Annotated in this window: 12 protein-coding genes and 1 pseudogene; 5 read left to right on the top strand and 8 right to left on the bottom strand. The window is 43.0% G+C overall.

Going from position 1 to position 19621, the window contains the following annotated elements; genetic code table 11:
- Positions 1-14 precede the first annotated feature (14 nt).
- The 3 genes from HWQ43_RS12020 (at position 15) to HWQ43_RS12010 (ending at position 1443) form a co-directional block, all read left to right on the top strand.
- The gene (locus tag HWQ43_RS12020; protein ID WP_292733389.1) at positions 15-236 is read left to right on the top strand and encodes a hypothetical protein; all 222 of its coding nucleotides are present in this window, start codon (positions 15-17) and stop codon (positions 234-236) included.
- 179 nt (positions 237-415) lie between these two features.
- The gene (locus tag HWQ43_RS12015) at positions 416-853 is read left to right on the top strand and encodes a DoxX family protein (RefSeq protein WP_292733386.1); all 438 of its coding nucleotides are present in this window, start codon (positions 416-418) and stop codon (positions 851-853) included.
- Positions 854-876: 23 nt separating this feature from the next.
- Positions 877-1443 carry a DUF2808 domain-containing protein gene (locus HWQ43_RS12010; RefSeq protein WP_292733383.1) on the top strand — a complete coding sequence of 189 codons (567 nt, stop codon included), beginning with the start codon at positions 877-879 and terminating at the stop codon, positions 1441-1443.
- 142 nt (positions 1444-1585) lie between these two features.
- Here HWQ43_RS12010 and HWQ43_RS12005 read toward each other — a convergent pair whose 3' ends face one another.
- The 4 genes from HWQ43_RS12005 to HWQ43_RS11990 all read right to left on the bottom strand — a co-directional run bounded on the left by HWQ43_RS12005 (position 1586) and on the right by HWQ43_RS11990 (position 5439).
- Positions 1586-2029 carry a type II toxin-antitoxin system VapC family toxin gene (locus tag HWQ43_RS12005; RefSeq protein WP_292733380.1) on the bottom strand — a complete coding sequence of 148 codons (444 nt, stop codon included), beginning with the start codon at positions 2027-2029 and terminating at the stop codon, positions 1586-1588.
- 2 nt (positions 2030-2031) lie between these two features.
- Positions 2032-2304, bottom strand: a complete 273-nt coding sequence (locus tag HWQ43_RS12000) for a DUF2281 domain-containing protein (protein ID WP_292733377.1) — start codon at positions 2302-2304, stop codon at positions 2032-2034.
- Between the two features lie 222 nt (positions 2305-2526).
- Complete coding sequence (locus tag HWQ43_RS11995; protein ID WP_292733375.1) at positions 2527-3921, bottom strand: serine/threonine-protein kinase; 1395 nt, start codon at positions 3919-3921, stop codon at positions 2527-2529.
- 471 nt (positions 3922-4392) lie between these two features.
- Positions 4393-5439, bottom strand: a complete 1047-nt coding sequence (locus HWQ43_RS11990; RefSeq protein WP_292733372.1) for a serine/threonine-protein kinase — start codon at positions 5437-5439, stop codon at positions 4393-4395.
- A gap of 322 nt (positions 5440-5761) precedes the next feature.
- Between HWQ43_RS11990 and HWQ43_RS11985 the strand changes: the two genes are divergently transcribed.
- Together HWQ43_RS11985 and HWQ43_RS11980 are read left to right on the top strand one after the other, a co-directional pair.
- Positions 5762-7081, top strand: coding sequence for an acetyl ornithine aminotransferase family protein (locus HWQ43_RS11985; RefSeq protein WP_292733369.1), 1320 nt, complete (start codon positions 5762-5764; stop codon positions 7079-7081).
- Positions 7082-7133: 52 nt separating this feature from the next.
- Positions 7134-8048, top strand: a complete 915-nt coding sequence (locus tag HWQ43_RS11980) for a DUF1338 domain-containing protein (RefSeq protein ID WP_292733366.1) — start codon at positions 7134-7136, stop codon at positions 8046-8048.
- Between the two features lie 61 nt (positions 8049-8109).
- Here the strand turns inward: HWQ43_RS11980 and HWQ43_RS11975 are convergent, their stop codons facing one another.
- From HWQ43_RS11975 to HWQ43_RS11960, 4 genes and pseudogenes are all read right to left on the bottom strand, one after another.
- Complete coding sequence (locus HWQ43_RS11975) at positions 8110-10995, bottom strand: hypothetical protein (protein WP_292733364.1); 2886 nt, start codon at positions 10993-10995, stop codon at positions 8110-8112.
- Between the two features lie 121 nt (positions 10996-11116).
- Positions 11117-13936 carry a hypothetical protein gene (locus tag HWQ43_RS11970; RefSeq protein ID WP_292733361.1) on the bottom strand — a complete coding sequence of 940 codons (2820 nt, stop codon included), beginning with the start codon at positions 13934-13936 and terminating at the stop codon, positions 11117-11119.
- A 1008-nt stretch (positions 13937-14944) separates the two neighbouring features.
- Positions 14945-18574: a pyruvate:ferredoxin (flavodoxin) oxidoreductase gene (nifJ, locus tag HWQ43_RS11965; RefSeq protein WP_292733358.1), complete on the bottom strand. Its 3630-nt coding sequence runs from the start codon at positions 18572-18574 to the stop codon at positions 14945-14947.
- Positions 18575-19364: 790 nt separating this feature from the next.
- Positions 19365-19484: pseudogene (locus tag HWQ43_RS11960) on the bottom strand (ABC transporter); the annotation flags it as partial.
- Positions 19485-19621: the final 137 nt, after the last annotated feature.

The raw sequence follows: 19621 nt of genomic DNA, 5'->3' as shown, positions 1-19621 counted from the left end.
TTTTGGTTTACCAAGTGAGCCATGACATAGTTAGGGATTTCCAAGAAATAAATTATCCAAATAAACGTAGACGCATTCGCAAAGCGTCTGTCTGCGACACGCTGCGCGAACGCAGAGAATCGGCTACTCTACGAGACACGCCAAAGGCGAAGCCGCAGGCTACCACAGAGGCGCAGAGAACACAGAGAGAATTTTTGCGTCAGTTTTGGGATATTTTTTATTTGGAAGTCTTTTAGTAAATCAATCTTTGAGTACAGTCCGGTGCATCAGTTATATTTATACTTGCGATCGCTTTTGTAAGTACTTTGGAAAATTTTGTCGATTTTTACTCCTATTGACTCAATGCAGATTAACATCCGTCAGTCAAACTGAAGTAATAGGGCAAGTATATCAAGTATATAAAGAGGCAAAAACCATGAATAAGCATAAGGAAACATTACGTGTCATCCTTGCTATATCTATTATTGTGGTTGGAGTAACACACTTTGTGATTCCAGAACCTTATGTCAAAATTATGCCACCGCAACTTCCTTACCCTTTAGGATTAGTTTATCTCAGTGGCTTTTATGAAATTTTGGGTGGTATTGGGTTATTAGTTCCGCCTGTAAGTCAAGCTGCTGCTTGGGGACTTATTGCGCTTTTTATTGCGGTTTTCCCTGCCAATATCAATATGGCGGTTAATCACATTCAGCTAGAACATATACCAAACTCACCTTGGGTACACGTAGTTAGACTTCCCCTTCAAGCTGTTTTAATTGCTTGGGCTTGGTGGTACACAAAATCTTCGTTTGGGGAAAAACAAGCTTCTATTATTCCTAAGTCACTGATTCCCAAGGAACTAGAATTAAAATAAGTGCGTTTTTTTATATCTGAATCATGCGCCTTACAACTTTGTTTGGAATAACACTCTCGTTAGCAATAGGCATTGGAGAAGTTACGCTGCCGGTGACTCAAGCTGTGCAGCTTAGAGATGGACTAGTCTATTTCGTCCAACCGCCAACACTTGTTGAAGCGACAACTACTTACAAAGAGGTGGATGTTTTAAGCGCAACTTACTATTTCACTATCAATGTGCCGGAAAATGCTGGAGAATCTCTCCAGAAGGTAATGATCGCCCAAAAAGAGGGGTCGGAAAACATCCGCTACCGTCTTGATGATACCCGTGCATTTATCGGAACACGCGATCGCAAAGAAACGCAACTGAAACTAGGCTCAGTCACAAACGACCGCAAGACACGCACGGTTTCTGTAAACTTTGACCCACCTGTGACTCCAGGACAGACAATTACCATCGCTCTCCGCCCTGTAAGTAATCCAAGCTTTTCTGGTGTTTACTTATTGGGTGTTACAGCATTCCCTGTGGGTGAAAAATCTCACGGTCAATTTCTTGGCTTTGGACGGTTTCAGTTTTACAGCAATAGAGGAAGTTGGTGGTTCCGATAGAGGGAATAGGGGATAGGGAATGGGGAATATTTTCTACAAGTACGGCGTTGGGAATGGGTGTGGAAATATTTGTCAGATGTGTGGAGAAGTTTTTGCATTCATTGAGTAGGTGTAAATTAGCTGTTTTTTTACCCTGTTTAATTTACACCCAACTTTCCCAAGAAATTTCTCTGACTTGTCGCATTCGCTCAAAGTCACTATCAGATGAAACAAGAGTCAATGAATGACGTAAAACTGTAGCAGCTATCCAGAGGTCATTTTCACTAATGCCTATGGTATTTAGTTTGGTTGTTTTACGTTTATTTTTTTCTTTTGGGCCGAATTGTTTGATAATTTCTGATTTAAAATCACCGTAGATTTCTGTTGTTTCTTTGTCGATTCCGTATAGGTTAATTCGGTTGAGAAATGCATTAATTTTTATTAAATTAGCAGCTTTTTGATGTGAGTTTTGTGCCATAAAGTGCAACTCCCCAGCAACAATAACACTGGTTGCTAATTGTACCTGACCAAGCGATCGCAAGTGATTTACAACGCTAGGCACACCTTCCATCAAGAAAGAACAGTGATTAGTATCTAGTAGATACATAATTAAAATTCTAGAGGTATCCGGCTGTCATGAACTAGTTGCAGGCATTCTCTAATATCTGAACCTTCCCAACTGCCCACAAATTCTAATAAATCTTCAGCAGTAGAACCTGTTAAAGTATGCTCTGTTGTAAGCGTTTGAGCAGGTTGACTATCTGAAGATATACTATTTTTTTCATGTTTGGCTTGCAAAGATTGCACAAAATCTAAAATTTCCTGTAACAAGGGTTCAGGTAATTTTTCTAGTTCTTGATTAATTTGTTCCTTAGTAGTCATTATTGTCCCTGTGTTTACAAGGTTGAGAAACTGGGTATTGATTTATATATTATCTAATATTGAAATATTGATTTCGGCTTTTTGTGTTTGCGAAGCGTGCGCCTTAATGCCTTGCCTATTTAAACAGTGCCAGGTAACGAAAAGCTAGAACCCGCAAGGCTTCGTGGAATATATCTTGTTCACAAAGTTTTACAAATCTCGAAAACCTTTATAGATTACAATTTACAAGTCTGGACGCAAGAGAAGAAAGCACCAAAGGGAAAGAAAATTGCCTTCAATCTTCCGAATCCTCATATCTCGCCCATGCGTGGGGAGATGCCCCTGCGCTGAGTCTCGCGAATAGTTGTATTCGTTTATCTCTAGCCAGCGACTTTTATTGCGCCATCCTAAGCGATCGCCCAAAAGACACTCCGCTTCATAATCTACTTTGCCACCGCATTCTAGCCAAATGCGTTTTTGTACGCTAAAGCCAAAATGACCATTGCTGTATTTTACCCACAATTGGTCAATTGTGCGTAAGTCTGTGCAGGGAAAATTTTCAATTGATTCATAATCAAGCCAGCCTTGCTGTTCTTTTTTGGCTGCTTTCAGCATGACTCTGGTAGTTTCTTCGTCTGCTGCTTTCCATTGACCCGCTTTGAGTAAATTCTCTAGGTTTTGGTAATTTACCCCCACATCTGAAGCTAATATCAATACTTCTACTTCTATACTCTTAATTTCTACAAAATACTTCCCCTGTTGCAAGGAGGAGAGTAAATTCAACCACTCTTCCATTGTCTGGGGTCGATCTTTTGCCTCTAATGCCATGCCTTGCAGAATTGCTTGATTTACCGCATAGCTAAGACTGGAGACAAGTTGCTTTGGTGGTACTAATTTCTCTTGTTCATACTTGCGGTCAAAGGAATTGGTGGGGCGTTGTCCAGTGATGGCATAGTACAAAGATCCAGCCAAGCAGTAGATATCAACTGTTGGGTGACGAATTCCTTTCCGTGTTAACTCATAAGGTGCGAATGCTTTGTTCCCAAAAGACCTAGACAGGGTACTCGGTGGGGACATATCGCCTGCAATACCAAAGTCTATCAACACGGCTTTGCCTGAGTTAGGAATCCCTGAATTAAAATTGAGCATAATATTGGGAGGAGTGACATCAAGATGAAAAACTCCTTTTTTATGTACATCTACCAAAGCTAAACCCATTTGGTGGATGTATTTTACAGCTTCAGTTTCAGGTAATTTCCCTTGGCGTTGCACATATTCCCATAAACTCTCACCTGCTATATATTGCATTTCTAAGCAGTAGCGACCATCTTCTTCAACAAAAAAGTCGAATACTTGCACAATATGCGGATGTGAGTCTCTACAACACATTGCTAGCATCTGTGCTTCTTTTTTGAAGCGTTCAACATACTTGGGATAGTCTGGATCTCGTTGAACGCTAATGTTAGGGGTTTTGATCACGACTCGGCGGTTTAGCTTGGTATGCATTGCTTGGTAGGTAAGTGCAAAACCACCACCACCCAAGTATTTTTCTATTTTGTATTTGCCGTTGTATATTAGCTGTCCGTCTTGCCAGAACATACGCCCAGATTTATTAATGGCTAATGTTGATTGTGACACGCTTTTTCTGAGTTCTCGTGGTTGGCGTTGCTGAATAAGCTCACGCAGAGGCGCAGAGAGGCTGACTTTTCACGGCATCCGGAAAACCTCTCTCTAAATCTCTCTCCTAAAAGGAGAGAGACTTTGAATTTCCCGCTTCCTGCATCGGGAAGGGGGTTAGGTTTTTCGTGGACTTTTCCACATAACGTGAAAAATCAGGCAGAGAGGAAGGTTGAGGTTTTCTGGCTACTGCTGAACTAACTTTTGGAGTCGCAAAAGCTACTAATGCGACTTGAAAACTAACTTTTGGAGTCGCAAAAGCTACTAATGTGACTTGAAAACTAACTTTTGGAGTCGCAAAAGCTACTAATGCGACTTGAAAACCAACTTTTGGAGTCGCAAAAGCTACTAATGCGACTTGAAAACTAACTTTTGGAGTCGCAAAAGCTACTAATGCGACTCTAAAACTAACTTTTGCGTAAGTCTAGCCTATTACCTATTTTGTGGTTTAGCGGAAGATGATGGCGTTTGTTGTGTTGGGGGATTGATAGGTGCTGATTTGTCTGGGAACCAATCTTTGAATAAATCTGTGCCGTCTTTGACTCCTGATATCAAGGCTGCAAATAATGCTAATACACCCATAATCTCTAATATCCACGCCCACAAGGGTTGTGTCCAAGGAAGTTTGGGAAGAGAAAAACCTGCTGTTTTGAAACCCAATTCCATTAACCAGTCTTCTACTGTTTCGGGACGGTTGTCGGGTTGTAGTTCCATTGCGTGGAGAATTGCTTGATTGACGCGATCGCTAATTTTATCATTCAATTCTTTCGGCGGAATTAAACGCTTATTGTTATCTTGGCGCTCAATTGCACTTTCTGGCAGTTTTCCTGTTAATAAAAGATATAAAGTTGCCGCAAGAGAATAAATATCAGTCCAAGGTTTACGCCGCGCCTGTTGTCTAGGAGAGTTGGAATACAGTTCAATTGGTGTAAATTTGTCAACCAAGTTACCGCGACTTGACACTGGGTTATCAACAAATCTTCGTGCTAAGTCGAAGTTTATCAAAACAACCTGATGCGTACCCGACCGCAAAATGATATTTTCTGGTTTCACATTTCGATGTAAAAATCCTTGTTCATGAACTACTATGAGTGCTTTTCCAATGTGCTGGATATAGTTTAGGGCTTCTTTTTCAGGGAGAAATCCTCGCGGTTGAACAATCTTGGCTAAATTATCTCCTGGAATATGCTCCATGACCATGCATTTTAAATTACCTTCCTCGAAGGTATCAATGACTTGGACAATATTCGGATGTTTGCATATTGCTAGTTTACGGGATTCATCTGCAAAACCTGATTTTAAGCGATCGCGGTCTTCGTTACTTAATTGATTGAGCAAATTGGAATCCAATGTTTTAATTACAACATTCTTGCCATCCCGATCCTCAGCAAGATAAGTAATAGCGAAGTTCCCCTGTCCTAACTGTTGTTTAATTTCATACCGATCGCGGTGTAACTTTTGTCCAGATACCCAAGTCATTAGTTGATTATCTCAGAGACTTGTATTAATTTTTGCATATAGCAATTCTCCTGTGGATGTAATACAGCTTCTCTCAACAAACGTTCTGTAGCTTGTACCCTGACATCTAATAGTGAAGCTGTTATGCTTCAAAAAATATAATATGACGCGATCGCAGAAGTTGTGTTATAAAAACGGGCAAAGTCTTACAAAATACGAAAATCTTTACTGTGAAGCTTTTGCGGTAAATGCGTAATTTTTACACCAATGGAATCAAATGCTACTGTAAGCAATCAAGCTTTAGCGTTTAATCATCAGTAATCTTTAAAAAATTGCAAAAATAATGTTAAGTATACCTATTAACTTAAATTTACCTCGTACACCCCATTTAATAACTTCCTTACCTGGGCCTCGCGCTCAAGCAATTGTACAACGCGATCGCGCCGTAACTTCTCCTTCTTATACCCGCGATTACCCGTTAGTTGTATCTCGCGGTCAGGGCTGTATGGTGGAAGATGTGGATGGCAATGTATTTCTGGATATGACCGCAGGTATTGCCGTCACCGCCACCGGACACGCCCACCCGGAAGTCGTCAAAGCAATTCAAGAACAGTCGGCGCGTCTGTTGCACATGTCAGGGACAGATTTTTATTATGAGCCGATGGTGGAACTAGCGGAACAATTAGCAATTCGCGCTCCCTTTCCCCAGCCACAGAGTAATGCTGTGTTTCCCGCAAAGATATTTTTCACCAATTCCGGGGCAGAATCCAACGAAGGAGCAATCAAACTAGCTCGATATTACACCAAGCGATCGCTAATTGTGGCATTCTTAGGTGCATTTCACGGACGCACTTATGGGGCAATGTCTCTGACTGGTTCCAAAGCAGTGCAACGAGCTAATTTTGGGCCTTTAGTTCCTGGCGTTACTCATATCCCCTACGGCACTCACGCCAGCTTAGATTATCTGGAACAACAGTTATTTTGCACAATTTTACCACCGCAAGAAGTAGCGGCGATTGTAGTCGAAGCGATTCAAGGAGAGGGTGGATATATCGTACCTGAAGATGGTTTTTTGAAACGGATTCGGGAGATATGCGATCGCCACGGTATTCTGATGGTAGTGGATGAAGTGCAAGCGGGGATGGGGCGGACTGGTCGCTTATTTGCGATCGAGCATTGGGGTGTGATGCCTGATATCATTACTACTGCTAAAGGTATCGCCAGTGGTTTGCCATTAGGAGCGATACTAGCTAGACCAGAGTTAATGACTTGGCCTCCTGGTTCTCACGCTACTACATTTGGCGGTAATCCTGTAGCTTGTGCTGCTGGTATTGCCACACTGCGATTGCTAGAAAGTGGTTTGATGGCAAACGCTACCCAAATGGGAGAATTATTACAAGCTAGTCTTACCCAGTTGCATCAAAGATTTCCGAGAGTATCGCCGCCACGAGGTAAGGGATTGATGGTAGCGGTAGATTTATTGGATGAACAGGGTAATCTTGATTATAAATTGCGCGATCGCATTATCCAAGAAGCTTTTTTACGCGGTTTATTATTGCTAGGTTGCGGTAAAGCCGCAATTCGTTTCTGTCCCCCTCTAGTTATCGACAGTGACCAAATTCAGATAGCCCTTCAGATTATCAGCGAGATTTTAAGTTCTTAAAAGATGACAAATGACCAATGACCAATGACCAATGACAAATAATAAATGACAAATGACAAATAAAATAGCCCTTAATTTATGGAAATTACTTTGGCAAGAATATAGCACCAGGGTAAATCATGCTCGTATCTACCAGGAAATGATTACTACTGCGGGTGGCACTGTCGCCAATGACCACATCGCTTTTCGCTCATTGCGTTTATTAGTAGATACTCCACAGGGTCAACTTAACTTAGGAATTGATTACCTCGCACAACTTGCAGAAGCTTTGGGTTACGTGGCGGCTGGAGAGTATACTTTTGCTCAAACTCATTTGTACGCTCGTCATTATCGTCATCCGCAGCAAGAGGAATTTAACTTACCCAAGCTGTTTATCAGTGAGTTGATTGTCGATGAATTGCCTCCTAATATTGCCCAACTCATCTCTAAAACAGTATCTTCAATCCCAAAGGAACTGACCTCACCCCTTATTCTTCTACAAAAAGACGCGAATATTGAAACCATCGCCGAACAACTCCAACAAGTTTTTACCCGTCCTTGGCAACCTCCGCAGCATTCTGTTGTCGAAGAGGTGAATAAGGTTACTCAATATGGGGCTTGGGTGTTGCTGCACGGTTATGCTGTCAACCACTTTACAGGCTACGTTAATGGACAGAATACTCCAGAATATCCAGACATTGATACTACCGCTAGTGCTTTGGCTAACCTGGGTGTACCAATGAAAGCAGAGATAGAGGGTAATGTTGCTTGTGGTTTGCGGCAAACTGCAACTCAAGCAGTAACGGAAATGGTGACGGTGTTAGATGATAACAGTGGTGCGGAAATTCAAATCCCTTGGACTTACGCCTATTATGAAATTGCCCAGCGCTATCTAATAGATGTGGAACCTGGAAAGCAGGTACTTTTTGATGCTTTTTTAGGAAGTAATGCCCAGCAATTGTTTGAAATGACTCGTCTTTCTAAGTAGCCGAGAGTTGTTACTAAAGGATTCAATTTCAAAATTTCGAACTAGTAGTTTCGTGTTGGAACTACGCTTGCAAGATAAAATCTAATGTCGTGAGAGTTGGCGCACCAGTTAGAGTCGCAAATAGACCACCATTGCCAAAACCCGCCGCGCTGCCATTTTGGTTGTAAAACAACTGTCCACTCACAGGATCGTACACAATTTTCGCCGTGCTAGTGCCTGCTAAATTAGTGAGTTGAAAATCATTGGCGTTACTAAAACCATTTCCCGCAACAGAGGTAATGGCACTAAAGGAAGTTATATCCAGTACAATCTTGTCACCTTCAGAACTATTAAAGTCACTAATGGTATTTACTAGAAGAGTAGAAAGTCTGTAAGAATCGTTTTTGTACACAAATATATCAGCACCTGCACCGCCAACGAGAGTATCATAGTCTTCACCACCAATGAGGGTATCATTACCAGCGCCGCCTCGTAGCAAATCGTTGCCACTCTTGCCGTCGATGATGTCATCACCTCCCTGACCATTAATCACATCATTGGAATTGTAAAAACCTGTGATGTTATTGTTAAGGTCATTGAGGAATGTTACCGTGTTCTTATTAAACAAGTTAGTTTGAGTGGAGTTGGCATCGAAGACATCAAAACTGTCAGTGATATTAGTCTGTCCATCAAACAGGATATTGCCGATCGCAGCTCTGCTACCTAATACTGGTAAATTATCCAAGTATTCTAATTTGAAGTCTTGCAGGATGGCTTTGGTGTTGGCGATATCTTCAAAAGTGACTTCTAGATTGTTACCATTTTGAGTTAATTGCAGATTTCTAGCAGTCAATCCCAATCCTGTAAAGTTCAGGGTGTCAACTTGAGAAATCACCCCCGATGAAGGATTTGTGCCTTTGCCAATGCCACCAAAGTCGGTGATGGTGTCGATACCATCGCCAGGGAGAAAGATAAATTTATCTTCACCACCTTTGCCTGTGAGGATATCGTTACTAGCTTTCCCATCGATAATGTTGTTGTTGAGTGTGCCGATGAAGATATCTGCACTCTTAGTTCCCGTGATGAATTTTTGGACAAAACCCAATGTGGTAGTTGCTACTGCACTGGTATTACTAAAACCTTGCCCGTCATTAACGACAAACTCAATTGTAGTGTTAGCAGTAGCGGCAGCAGTATTGTTGTAGGTAAGGCTGTTAAGAACTTGTCGGTAATTGGCAATGGTATCTGTGCCGCTCAGGGTGAGAGTACCCGTGGTGGAGTTGTAGGTAGAAGTGATGTTACCAATGGCAGTGGCATTAAGACTTTCGGCTGCGCCATTAAAAAGATTAGTAATGGTAATGGTGACACCAGCTAAGGTAGTATTGTTGTCACTTAGGGTGAAATTGCGATCGAGGATGGAGACGGGAGTACCGCTAAAGGTAGTGCTAAAATCAATTCCCTCTGAATTGCCGTTGAGGTCGAGTACGGGAGCGCAGTTGCCAAACACCACGTAGCTATTCTTGTCTGAGCCATAATTTCCGCTGAAGTCGCCATCTAGTGAGCTGAGAATTAGGTCGTCGATGCCGTCACTGTTGATATCTCCCGCACGGCTGCTGACAGAGGAGCTAAATAAGCTACCTCCGGCGCCTTTGATGGTAAAGCCATTAGTGCCGTTGAGTGTAGAGAGATTAAATTGGGCACGAAAACCGTCCTTGCTACCAAACACCACGTAGCTCTCCCCTAAACCCCCTCCCCCGATAATCAGGTCATCCATGCCGTCGCCGTTGATATCTCCGGCACTGCTGACAGACCTACCTGAGTAGTCAACTATATTAGTGCCGTTGATGACAAAGCCATTAGTGCCGTTGAGAGTAGAGAGATTGAATTGAGCATCAAAACCGCCCTTGCTGCCAAACACCACGTAGCTCTGCCCTGAGAAGTCGCCGTTGGGGCTGGCACTTGGTGCCCCGATAATCAAGTCGTCGATGCCGTCGCCGTTGATGTCTCCGGCACTAGTGACAGACCAGCCTAGACGGTCTTCTTGATTGATGCCGTTGATAATAAAGCCATTAGTGCCGTTGAGGGTGGAGAGATTGAATTGGGCATCAAAATTGCCCTTACTGCCAAACACCACGTAGCTCTGCCCTGAATTGTATAAGCCGTTGGAGTCGGCAAGTAATGCCCCGATAATCAGGTCGTCGATGCCGTCACCGTTGATGTCTCCCGTACTGCTGACAGACCAGCCTGAGAAGTCACCTTCATTGATGCCGTTGATGGCAAAGCCATTAGTGCCGTTGAGAGTGGAGAGATTGAATTGGGTATCAAAACTGTCCTTGCTGCCAAACACCACGTAGCTCTGCCCTGAGAAGTCGCCGTTAGGGTCAGCAAAGCGTGCCCCGATAATTAAGTCGTCGATGCCGTCACCGTTGATGTCTCCCGCACTGCTGAGAGACCAGCCTAAACCGTCACCTTCATTGATGCCGTTGATAGTAAAGCCATTAGTGCCATTGAGGGTTGAGAGATTGAATTGGGCATCAAAATCGTTCTTGCTGCCAAACACCACGTAGCTCTGCCCTGAATCGGAGCCGTTGGGCGAGGCACTAAATGCCCCAATAATCACATCGTCGATGCCGTCGCCGTTGATGTCTCCCGCATTGCTGACAGAGCCTAAGAAGTCACCTTCATTGATGCCGTTGATAGTAAAGCCATTAGTGCCGTTGAGAGTAGAGAGGTTAAATTGGGCACCAAAATCGTTCTTGCTGCCAAACACCACGTAGCTCTGCCCTGAATTGTATAAGCCGTTGGGGGAAGCAAGGAATGCCCCGATAATCACATCGTCGATGCCGTCGCTGTTGATGTCTCCCGCATTGCTGACAGAACTGCGCGCACTGTCACTTATATTGATTTCGTTAATAGCAAAGCCCTGAGTGGCGTTGAGATTTGAAAGGTTAAAAGTTGAATTTGCCATGAGTTCGTCCCTTTGTTTGTACAATTAAAAATTTCAACAATCAACAGGGGTTGCCACAGTGGTACAAATCTGAACTCGCCGTTTGCTGTTCCAAGCTTGGAACACCTATGTTTTAGGCAAACTATGCTTGCAAGACAAAATCAGATTCGGTGAGAGTTGGCGCATCAGTTAGAGTTGCAAATAAACCACCACTGCCAAAACCAGCCGCGCTGCCATTTTGGTTGTAGAACAACTGCCCACTCACAGCGTCATACACAATTTTTGCTGTGCTAGTCCCGGCTGAAGTTGTGATTTTAAAATCACTCTTGTTACTAAAACCTGTTCCGGCAGTAGAAGCGATCGCACCAAAGGTAGTCTTATCCAGTAAAATCTTGTCACCTTGGGATCTGTTAAAGTCACTAATGGTATCTACACCAATTGCAGAGCCGTTAAAAGCAGCATTAGTGCTGTAAAGGAATATATCAGCACCAGCACAGCCAACGAGAGTATCATTACCTGCACTACCAATGAGGGTATCATTGCCAGCGCCACCACGTAGATAATCGTTGCCACTCTTACCATCGATGATGTCATCACCTCCCTGACCATTAATCACATCATCGGAGTTGTCAAAACCTGTGATGTCATTGTTAAGGTCATTGAGGAAAGTCACTGTGTTTTTGTTAAATAAGTTAGTTTGAGTGGAGTTAGCATCGAAGACATCGAAACTGTCAGCTATGTTAGTCTGTCCATCAAACAGGATATTGCCTATAGCAGTTCTGCTATTTGACGCTGGTAAATTATCCAGCTTTTCTAATTGAAAGTTTTCCAGGATGACTTTGGTATTGATTGTATCTTCAAAAGTGACTTCTAGATTGTTACTATTTTGAGTTAATTGCAGATTCTTAGCAGTCAATCCACTACCTGTAAATTCCAACGTGTCCACTTGAGGAATTACTGCTGGTAAAGCTTTTGAACCTTTGCCTACACCGCTAAAGTCGGTGATAATGTCGATGCCATCGCCAGGGTTAAAGATAAATCTATCTTGACCATCCAATCCCTCAATGATGTTATTGTTGGGTGTACCGATGAGAATATCTGCACCAGGAGTTCCGGTGATGAATTTCTGGCCACCCAAGCTAGTTATTGCCACTGCACTGGTGTTACTGAAACCTTGCCCGTCATCAATGACAAACTCAATTATGGTGTTAACAGTAGTGGCAGCAGTATTGTTGTAAGTAAGGCTGTTGAGAACTTGTCGGTAATTGGCAATGGTATCATTGCCGTTCAGGGTAAGAGTACCTGTGGTGATGTTGTAGGTAGAGGTGATGTTACCAATGGCAGTGGCATTGAGACTTTCGGCTGCGCCATTTAAGAGATTGGTAATGGTGATGGTAGCACCAGCTAGGGTAGTGTTGTTATCGCTCAGGGTGAAGTTAGGATCGACAATGGAGACCGGAGTGCCGCTAAAAGTGGTGCTAAAATTAATTCCTGAAGAGTTGCCGTTCAGGTCGAGGACAGGAGCGCTGTTGCCAAACACCGTATAACCGTAACCTCCTCGCCCCCCGATAATCAGATCGTCAAGACCATCGCCGTTGATGTCTCCCGCACCGCTGACAGACCTGCTTGGTGAGTAGAAATCTTGATTAATGCTTTTAATGACAAAGCCGTTAGTGCCGTTGAGGCTGGAAAGATCAAAACTGGCAGCAAAACCAGACTTACTGCCAAATACCACGTAGCTCTGACCTGCACTATTTGACCCGATAATCACGTCGTCGATACCGTCGCCATTAACGTCTCCGGCACTGCTGACAGAGATGCCTAATTGATCGCCCTCATTGACGCCGTTGATGGTAAAACCATTAGTACCATTCAGGTCAGAGAAGTTGAGTTGGGTATCAAAACCAGACTTACTGCCAAACACCACGTAGCTCTGCCCTGAGAAGGTGTTGGAGGAGGATATATCATACGCCCCGATAATCAGGTCGTCGATGCCGTCACCATTAATGTCTCCCGCACTGCTAACAGAGATACCTGAGTCGATGCCGTTAATCACAAAGCCGTTAGTACCGTTGAGGGTGGAGAGGTCAAGGCTGCCACTAAAATCTTTTTTGCTGCCAAATACTACGTAGCTCGTCCCTAAGAAGCGGCCGTTGGCGTCGCTACCTCTTGACGTCATAATTAGGTCGTCAATGCCATCGCCGTTGATGTCTCCCGCACCGCTGACAGAGTAGCCTAAATCGATGCCGTTGATGATAAAGCCGTTAGTACCGTTGAGGTTGGAAAGGTCAAAGCTGGCACTAAAATCTTTTTTGCTGCCAAACACCACGTAACTCTGCCCTGAAAAGTAGCCATTGGGAGAAGAAGCTGGCGGTGGTGCCCCAATAATCAGGTCGTCAAGACCATCGCCGTTAATGTCTCCTGCACTGCTGACGGACTTGCCTGATGATGACAAAAAACCTGGATTGATACCATTGATGGTAAAGCCGTTAAGACCGTTGAGGGTGGAGAGATCAAAGCTGGCACTAAAATCTTCCTTGCTGCCAAAAACTACGTAGCTTTGCCCTGAGTTCGGCCCGTTGGGGGAGGCACCCTTTGCCATTATAATCAGGTCGTCAAGACCGTCACCGTTGATGTCTCCCGCACTGCTGACAGGATTGCCTAAGAAATCATGTGGATTGATACCGTTGATGGCAAAGCCATTAGTGCCGTTAAGGGTGGAGACGTTTAGTTGAGCATCAAAACCCCCCTGTCTGCCAAACACTACGTAGCTCTTTCCCGAATAGTTGCCGTTGGGTGAGGCGTCTGGTGCCCCAATAATCAGATCGTCAAAACCGTCGCCGTTGATGTCTCCCGCACTGCTGACAGAGAAGCCTAAGTCGTCACCTTCATTGATGCCGCTGATGGCAAAGCCGTTAGTGCCGTTGAGATCCGAAAAGTTAAAAGTTGAATTTGCCATCATTTCTTCAGTGTTAGTTTTTATGAGTTATTTTTTGTTAGTCACGATCGAAGACACTAGTGCCGCAAAGCGGAAGTCAAAAGTATTATGGAATGGGTTTTTTAGGGATTTTAAATAATTGCTCTATTTACGCCGTGGCGTACTAGAAGGCTGAGTAACAAGCTGCTCTAAATTCTTGTAAAAAATCCTAATACAATTTGCTTTCTTCACCTCTCCCCCACTGGCATTACATTGCCAATTTGTGACTGCATTATAGATTGTGCGATGTCTACGACGGGCTACGTCTACGCACCAGATATTTTCTAATTGGCTACAACTCTATTAATATCCCCCTGTTTATCCTCTGTGATACTCTTTTCCTGCCACATCCAACCAATAGGGGGAATTGAATAATTCGTAATTCATAATTAGGAAGTTTAATCACGAATTACAAGCTTACAGTTATAAATTCTATTGATAGCGGTCTTTTGATATCAGCTAGTCAAACGATTTAATTTTGTAAGCAAAAATTACTTTAATACTTTAATAACTGTTAAATCACTTAAATACTCTAATGAATATATAAGCATTGTCAATAGGCTAAGTGTAATTTTGATAAAGTTAGAATGAATTTTAGGAAGTGGTATATAAAGTTTTTACTTAGGCGTAGCCTGTAGTCGATATTGCAATCTTCTTACAGATTATCTTGAGGAAGCAAATTCAACATTTGCGCGTTTATTGGCTAAAACTTGGGTTCAACACAACTTAAATTACAGCGTTAGTAAGGAAAATAATGATTTTACTAGCCAAAATGGTAATTTTGTAACGAAAATTTTGATGTTAGTAACAAAAATAATGATTTTACTAACTAAAATGGTAATTTTATGATGAAAATTATAATGTTTGTTACAAAAAGAATTACTTTACTAACCAAAATGATTATTTTGTAACTAAATTTCTATTTTTAGTTACAAAAATTGCAACTTGAGTTACCAAAGTCGCAATTTTTATAACTAAAACTAGGGCTGATGTTCAGAAAGTATCGCGCTTTGCCAGATATTGGTACATCTGCCAACGGGCATCTACCTCAGTTTGCGCTTGTTCTAACAAGTGCTTGGCTACGTCGGGTTTGCTCTTGGTGAGCATTTTGAAGCGATTTTCTTGATACATCGAATGTTCTACAGATTGCGTAGGCGATCGCATATCTAATTGCAAAGGATTTTTACCCTGGTTAAGCAACTCTGGATTATGCCGATACAGCAACCAACGACCTGATTCTACCAGAGTTTTTTGATGATTCATCCCTGTGGTCATGTTGATGCCGTGGGCGATGCAATGACTATAAGCAATAATCAGTGACGGGCCATCATAAGCTTCTGCTTCCAAAAATGCTTTCAGGGTATGTTCATCTCTAGCACCAAGGGCTACACTCGCTACGTAGACATTTCCGTAGGTCATGGCAATCATCCCTAAGTCTTTCTTTGGTGCTGGCTTACCACTGGCGGCATATTTGGCAACTGCGGCTCGTGGCGTAGCTTTGGAAGATTGACCGCCTGTATTAGAATACACTTCTGTATCCATCACCAAGATGTTGACATTGCGACCACTAGCAATTACATGATCGATACCGCCAAAGTCAATATCATAAGCCCAACCGTCACCGCCAACAATCCAGACGCTTTTTCTCACCAAGTAATCGGCAAGGGATTTGAGAGTTTGGATTTTAGATTTTAGATTAGGATCGAAAGTTACGATTTGATCTAACTTCTGCTGCAACAGTTCTATTCTTTCACGCTGTTCCCAAATGTCAGCTTCGGATTTTTGTTCAGCTTTGAGAATGGAGTAAACAAGGTTTTCATCTATTTCACTCCCCAACTGTTGCAACAATTCCGCCGCAAACTCGGCTTGTTTATCAAGGGAGAGGCGGAAGCCAAAACCGAATTCGGCGTTATCTTCAAATAGATTATTAGACCATGCGGGGCCGCGTCCTTGGGCGTTGGTTGTCCAAGGAGTGGTGGGAAGATTGCCACCATAAATTGAGGAACAACCTGTAGCATTGGCGATGACGGCGCGATCGCCAAACAATTGTGTTAATAGTTTTAAATAAGGTGTTTCACCACAACCTGCACAAGCACCAGAGAATTCAAATAAAGGTTCTTGCAGTTGTTGTTGGCGAATCTGGTTTAATTTTAGCGATCGCCTGTCAGGATTAGGTAAACTCAAAAAGAAATCCCAGTTTTTTCGCTCTTGCTCTTGCAATGGCAACTGCTGTGCCATGTTAATCGCTTTCAGCGATGGCTCAGATTTATTTTTAGCAGGGCAAATATTTACACAAATAGTGCATCCCGTGCAATCTTCTGGGGCAACTTGAATGGTAAATTTTTGATTGGCAAAGTCTTTATCTTTTGCACCCGTTGACTTAAAGGTTTCTGGTGCATTAACTAACTCATCCACTTGATAAGCCTTGGCACGGATGGCACTGTGGGGACAAACCATGACGCACTTGCCACACTGAACGCAGACATCTGGTTCCCACACAGGTATCTCTTCGGCAACGTTACGTTTTTCCCACTTGGCAGTACCTACGGGAAAGGTGCCATCAACTGGTAGTGTGCTAACAGGTAAGTCATCACCTTCCCAAATCATGATTTTGCCTAGAACTTCTCGCACAAATTCGGGAGCGGAGTTAAGAGGAGAGTTAGGTGTTAGGAGTGAGGAGTTAGGAATGTGGATTGTTTGGGGGACATCTACTTTATGCAAGTTGGCTAGAGTGTTGTCTACAGCTTGCAGGTTCATGCGGACAACTTCTACGCCTTTTTTACCATAAGTCTTTTCAATCGCTTGTTTGATTTTAGCGATCGCTTCTTCTTGCGGCAAGACACCCGCTAAGGCAAAGAAGCATACCTGCATAATGGTGTTAATTCTGCCACCCATGCCACTTTCACGGGCAACCTGGCTAGCGTTAATTACGTATAACTTCAAATGCTTGTCGATAATTTGCTGCTGCACCTTCAGCGGCAGATATTCCCAGACGGTATCTGCATTGTATGGGCTGTTAAGCAGCAAAGTCGCTCCAGGAATAGCAGCCTTCAAAATATCTATGCGTTCCAGAAATCCCCAGTGATGACAACCAATAAAGTTGGCTTGGTCAATTAGGTAGGTGGAGCGAATTGGCTCTTTACCGAAGCGTAGGTGAGAGACGGTCATTGAGCCAGATTTTTTGGAGTCAAAAACAAAGTAGCCTTGGGCATAATTGTCGGTTTCTTCACCAATAATCTTGATGGAGTTTTTGTTAGCGCCAACAGTGCCATCAGCGCCTAATCCATAGAACATTGCCCTGACAACGTTATCCGATTCTGTAGAGAAACTAGGGTCAAAGCTCAAGGAAGTATGACTAACGTCGTCATTAATCCCAATCGTAAAGTGATTTTTTGGTTTAGCTTGGGCAAGATTATCAAAGATGCCCTTCACCATCGCCGGGGTAAATTCTTTAGAAGAAAGACCGTAACGACCACCGATGATTTTAGGCAGAGGGGCAGGGGGCAGGGGGCGGGGGAGAAGATCCTCCCCTCTGCTCCCTGCTCCCTGCTCCCCTGCATCTTCTCCCCACGCTTCATGAATAGCAGCTACGACATCTAGATACAAAGGCTCACCGGCGCTACCTGCTTCTTTGGTGCGATCGAGAACTGCGATCGCTTTTACACTAGTTGGTAATACTGCAACAAACCTTTGGACATCAAAGGGGCGGTAAAGTCGCACTTTCACCACGCCAAGTTTTTCACCACGGGCGTTCAGGTAATCTACTGTTTCATGGACGGTTTCACAGCCTGAACCCATCAGAACGATAACGCGATCGGCATCGTTAGCACCGTAATATTCATAGATTTTATAATGCCTTCCCGTGCGTTCTCCAAATTCATCCATGATCCGCTGGACAATTTCTGGACAGGCGTTGTAATAAGGGTTCGCCCCTTCACGTCCTTGGAAGTAGACATCGGGGTTTTGGGCAGTACCGCGCAAAACTGGACGGTCTGGGGTGAGGGCGCGGCTGCGGTGGGCGAGTATTAGATTATTGTGGATTAGCGATCGCAAATCATCATCTGAAAGCAGTTTGACTTTCTGCACTTCATGAGAGGTGCGGAAACCGTCAAAGAAATGCATAAACGAGACTCGCGTCTCTAGGGTAGCAGCATGAGCGATAAGAGCAAAATCTTGACTTTCCTGCACCGAAGCCGAACACAACAGTGCGAAACCAGTAGCACGGGCTGCCATCACATCGCTATGGTCGCCAAAAATTGATAAAGCATGGGTAGCTAGGGAACGGGCGGCAACGTGAACTACAGCGCTAGTCAACTCACCAGCAATTTTGTAGAAATTGGGTATCATCAACAATAATCCCTGAGATGCCGTAAAGGTGGTACTCAGGGAACCTGTTTGCAAAGCCCCATGCACAGCACCAGCCGCTCCCCCTTCACTCTGCATTTGCACGACGCTGGGAATAGTACCCCAGAGGTTAGGACGACCTTCTGCTGACCAAGCATCTGCCCATTCACCCATCGCTGAAGAGGGGGTGATAGGATAAATGGCAATCACTTCATTTAATTTGTAAGCAACACGGGCGACAGCTTCATTCCCATCGATAGTTGCAAAGGTTTTGTTCATAACTTGATTTTTGTCCCCGCCTCTAAACTGCATTATCAGAACACGTGAATATAAGAATCAGAAATAGCCAGAATTAGAAAGTGATAATTAAAGTTTGTAGTAAGGACTTTAGTCCTGATAATCTTTGCTCTGAGCGATAAATCGCTCACTACAAACTAAGAATTTTTTTATATTTAATTATGTCTACCTACTTATTCTCTGCATTGAAGATTTAATAGTAGGATTTACTCCGCATTTCAAGAATAGTTATTGATGGACTTGTAGCTCCTAAGTTAACTTTCAACCAATACTGCATCTATTAATATCTCATCTGTAATCCTGCATCTATTAATATGTATTAATAATGTACTCAACAATCAAAATCTGTATTTGATAGGACTTTAAGGGAATTTATTATTTTTTGTGGGGTATAGGGTCGGGAATCTCTGATATATTTTACTTAACCGTCAGAGGTGATTTCTAAAGTTAAAATAAAATTATTGTAGGACAAAGAGAATGAGAGGTAGCTTATTCTGCCTCTCCTACTTAAGATTGACTAACAAAACTCAAAACAAATTTGCTATTCAAGTATGATCTCTTTTTTACTTTCTCTGGCAGCCATCTCAGTATTTGGTAGTATTAATTCTAATTAAATAGTTTTTGTTGCAGCATAATTTATTTCACTTTTTTGCATCGATAGCATAAATTTTAACCAAAAGTAAACCTTTATTGGGAATACTACTAAGAAAAAGTTGCTTGATATCGTTACATTTAGATGATAAAAAATAACTCAAGGCTGCAATGACGCTTGATAAACCTGTATCGCCCGTTCCATTTTCATGAAAATAGGAAGCATCGTCGCCGCGTAGGTAACTTGATACAATCCAAAAGAAAGGATGAATCCAGGAAGAAAACCTAAGATAGCTAATAATCGTGTTTAAGTGTAGCGATCGCATTTTCAACTTCTATCTTAGCTGCGGCTACATCTACAGGCCGGACTTCTGCAACCTAGTTTTGCGCTAGATGTAATACTCATCAACGAAAATCGGCGTGAATCCCAAAACACAG

This window comes from Nostoc sp. JL31, from assembly GCF_017114965.1.
Classification (GTDB): Bacteria; Cyanobacteriota; Cyanobacteriia; order Cyanobacteriales; family Nostocaceae; genus Nostoc; species Nostoc punctiforme_A.
The sequence above is the reverse complement of the archived record's forward strand: the minus strand, read 5'-3'. Positions and strand labels throughout refer to the sequence as shown.

Coding starts and splice junctions, on each gene's coding strand:
- HWQ43_RS11975 (WP_292733364.1), bottom strand. CDS start 10,995: ATGGCAAATTCAACTTTTAACCTTTCAAATCTCAACGCCACTCAGGGC.
- HWQ43_RS11980 (WP_292733366.1), top strand. CDS start 7,134: ATGACAAATAAAATAGCCCTTAATTTATGGAAATTACTTTGGCAAGAA.
- HWQ43_RS12005 (WP_292733380.1), bottom strand. CDS start 2,029: ATGTATCTACTAGATACTAATCACTGTTCTTTCTTGATGGAAGGTGTG.
- HWQ43_RS11985 (WP_292733369.1), top strand. CDS start 5,762: ATGTTAAGTATACCTATTAACTTAAATTTACCTCGTACACCCCATTTA.
- HWQ43_RS12010 (WP_292733383.1), top strand. CDS start 877: ATGCGCCTTACAACTTTGTTTGGAATAACACTCTCGTTAGCAATAGGC.
- HWQ43_RS11970 (WP_292733361.1), bottom strand. CDS start 13,936: ATGATGGCAAATTCAACTTTTAACTTTTCGGATCTCAACGGCACTAAC.
- HWQ43_RS12015 (WP_292733386.1), top strand. CDS start 416: ATGAATAAGCATAAGGAAACATTACGTGTCATCCTTGCTATATCTATT.
- HWQ43_RS12000 (WP_292733377.1), bottom strand. CDS start 2,304: ATGACTACTAAGGAACAAATTAATCAAGAACTAGAAAAATTACCTGAA.
- nifJ (WP_292733358.1), bottom strand. CDS start 18,574: ATGAACAAAACCTTTGCAACTATCGATGGGAATGAAGCTGTCGCCCGT.
- HWQ43_RS11990 (WP_292733372.1), bottom strand. CDS start 5,439: ATGACTTGGGTATCTGGACAAAAGTTACACCGCGATCGGTATGAAATT.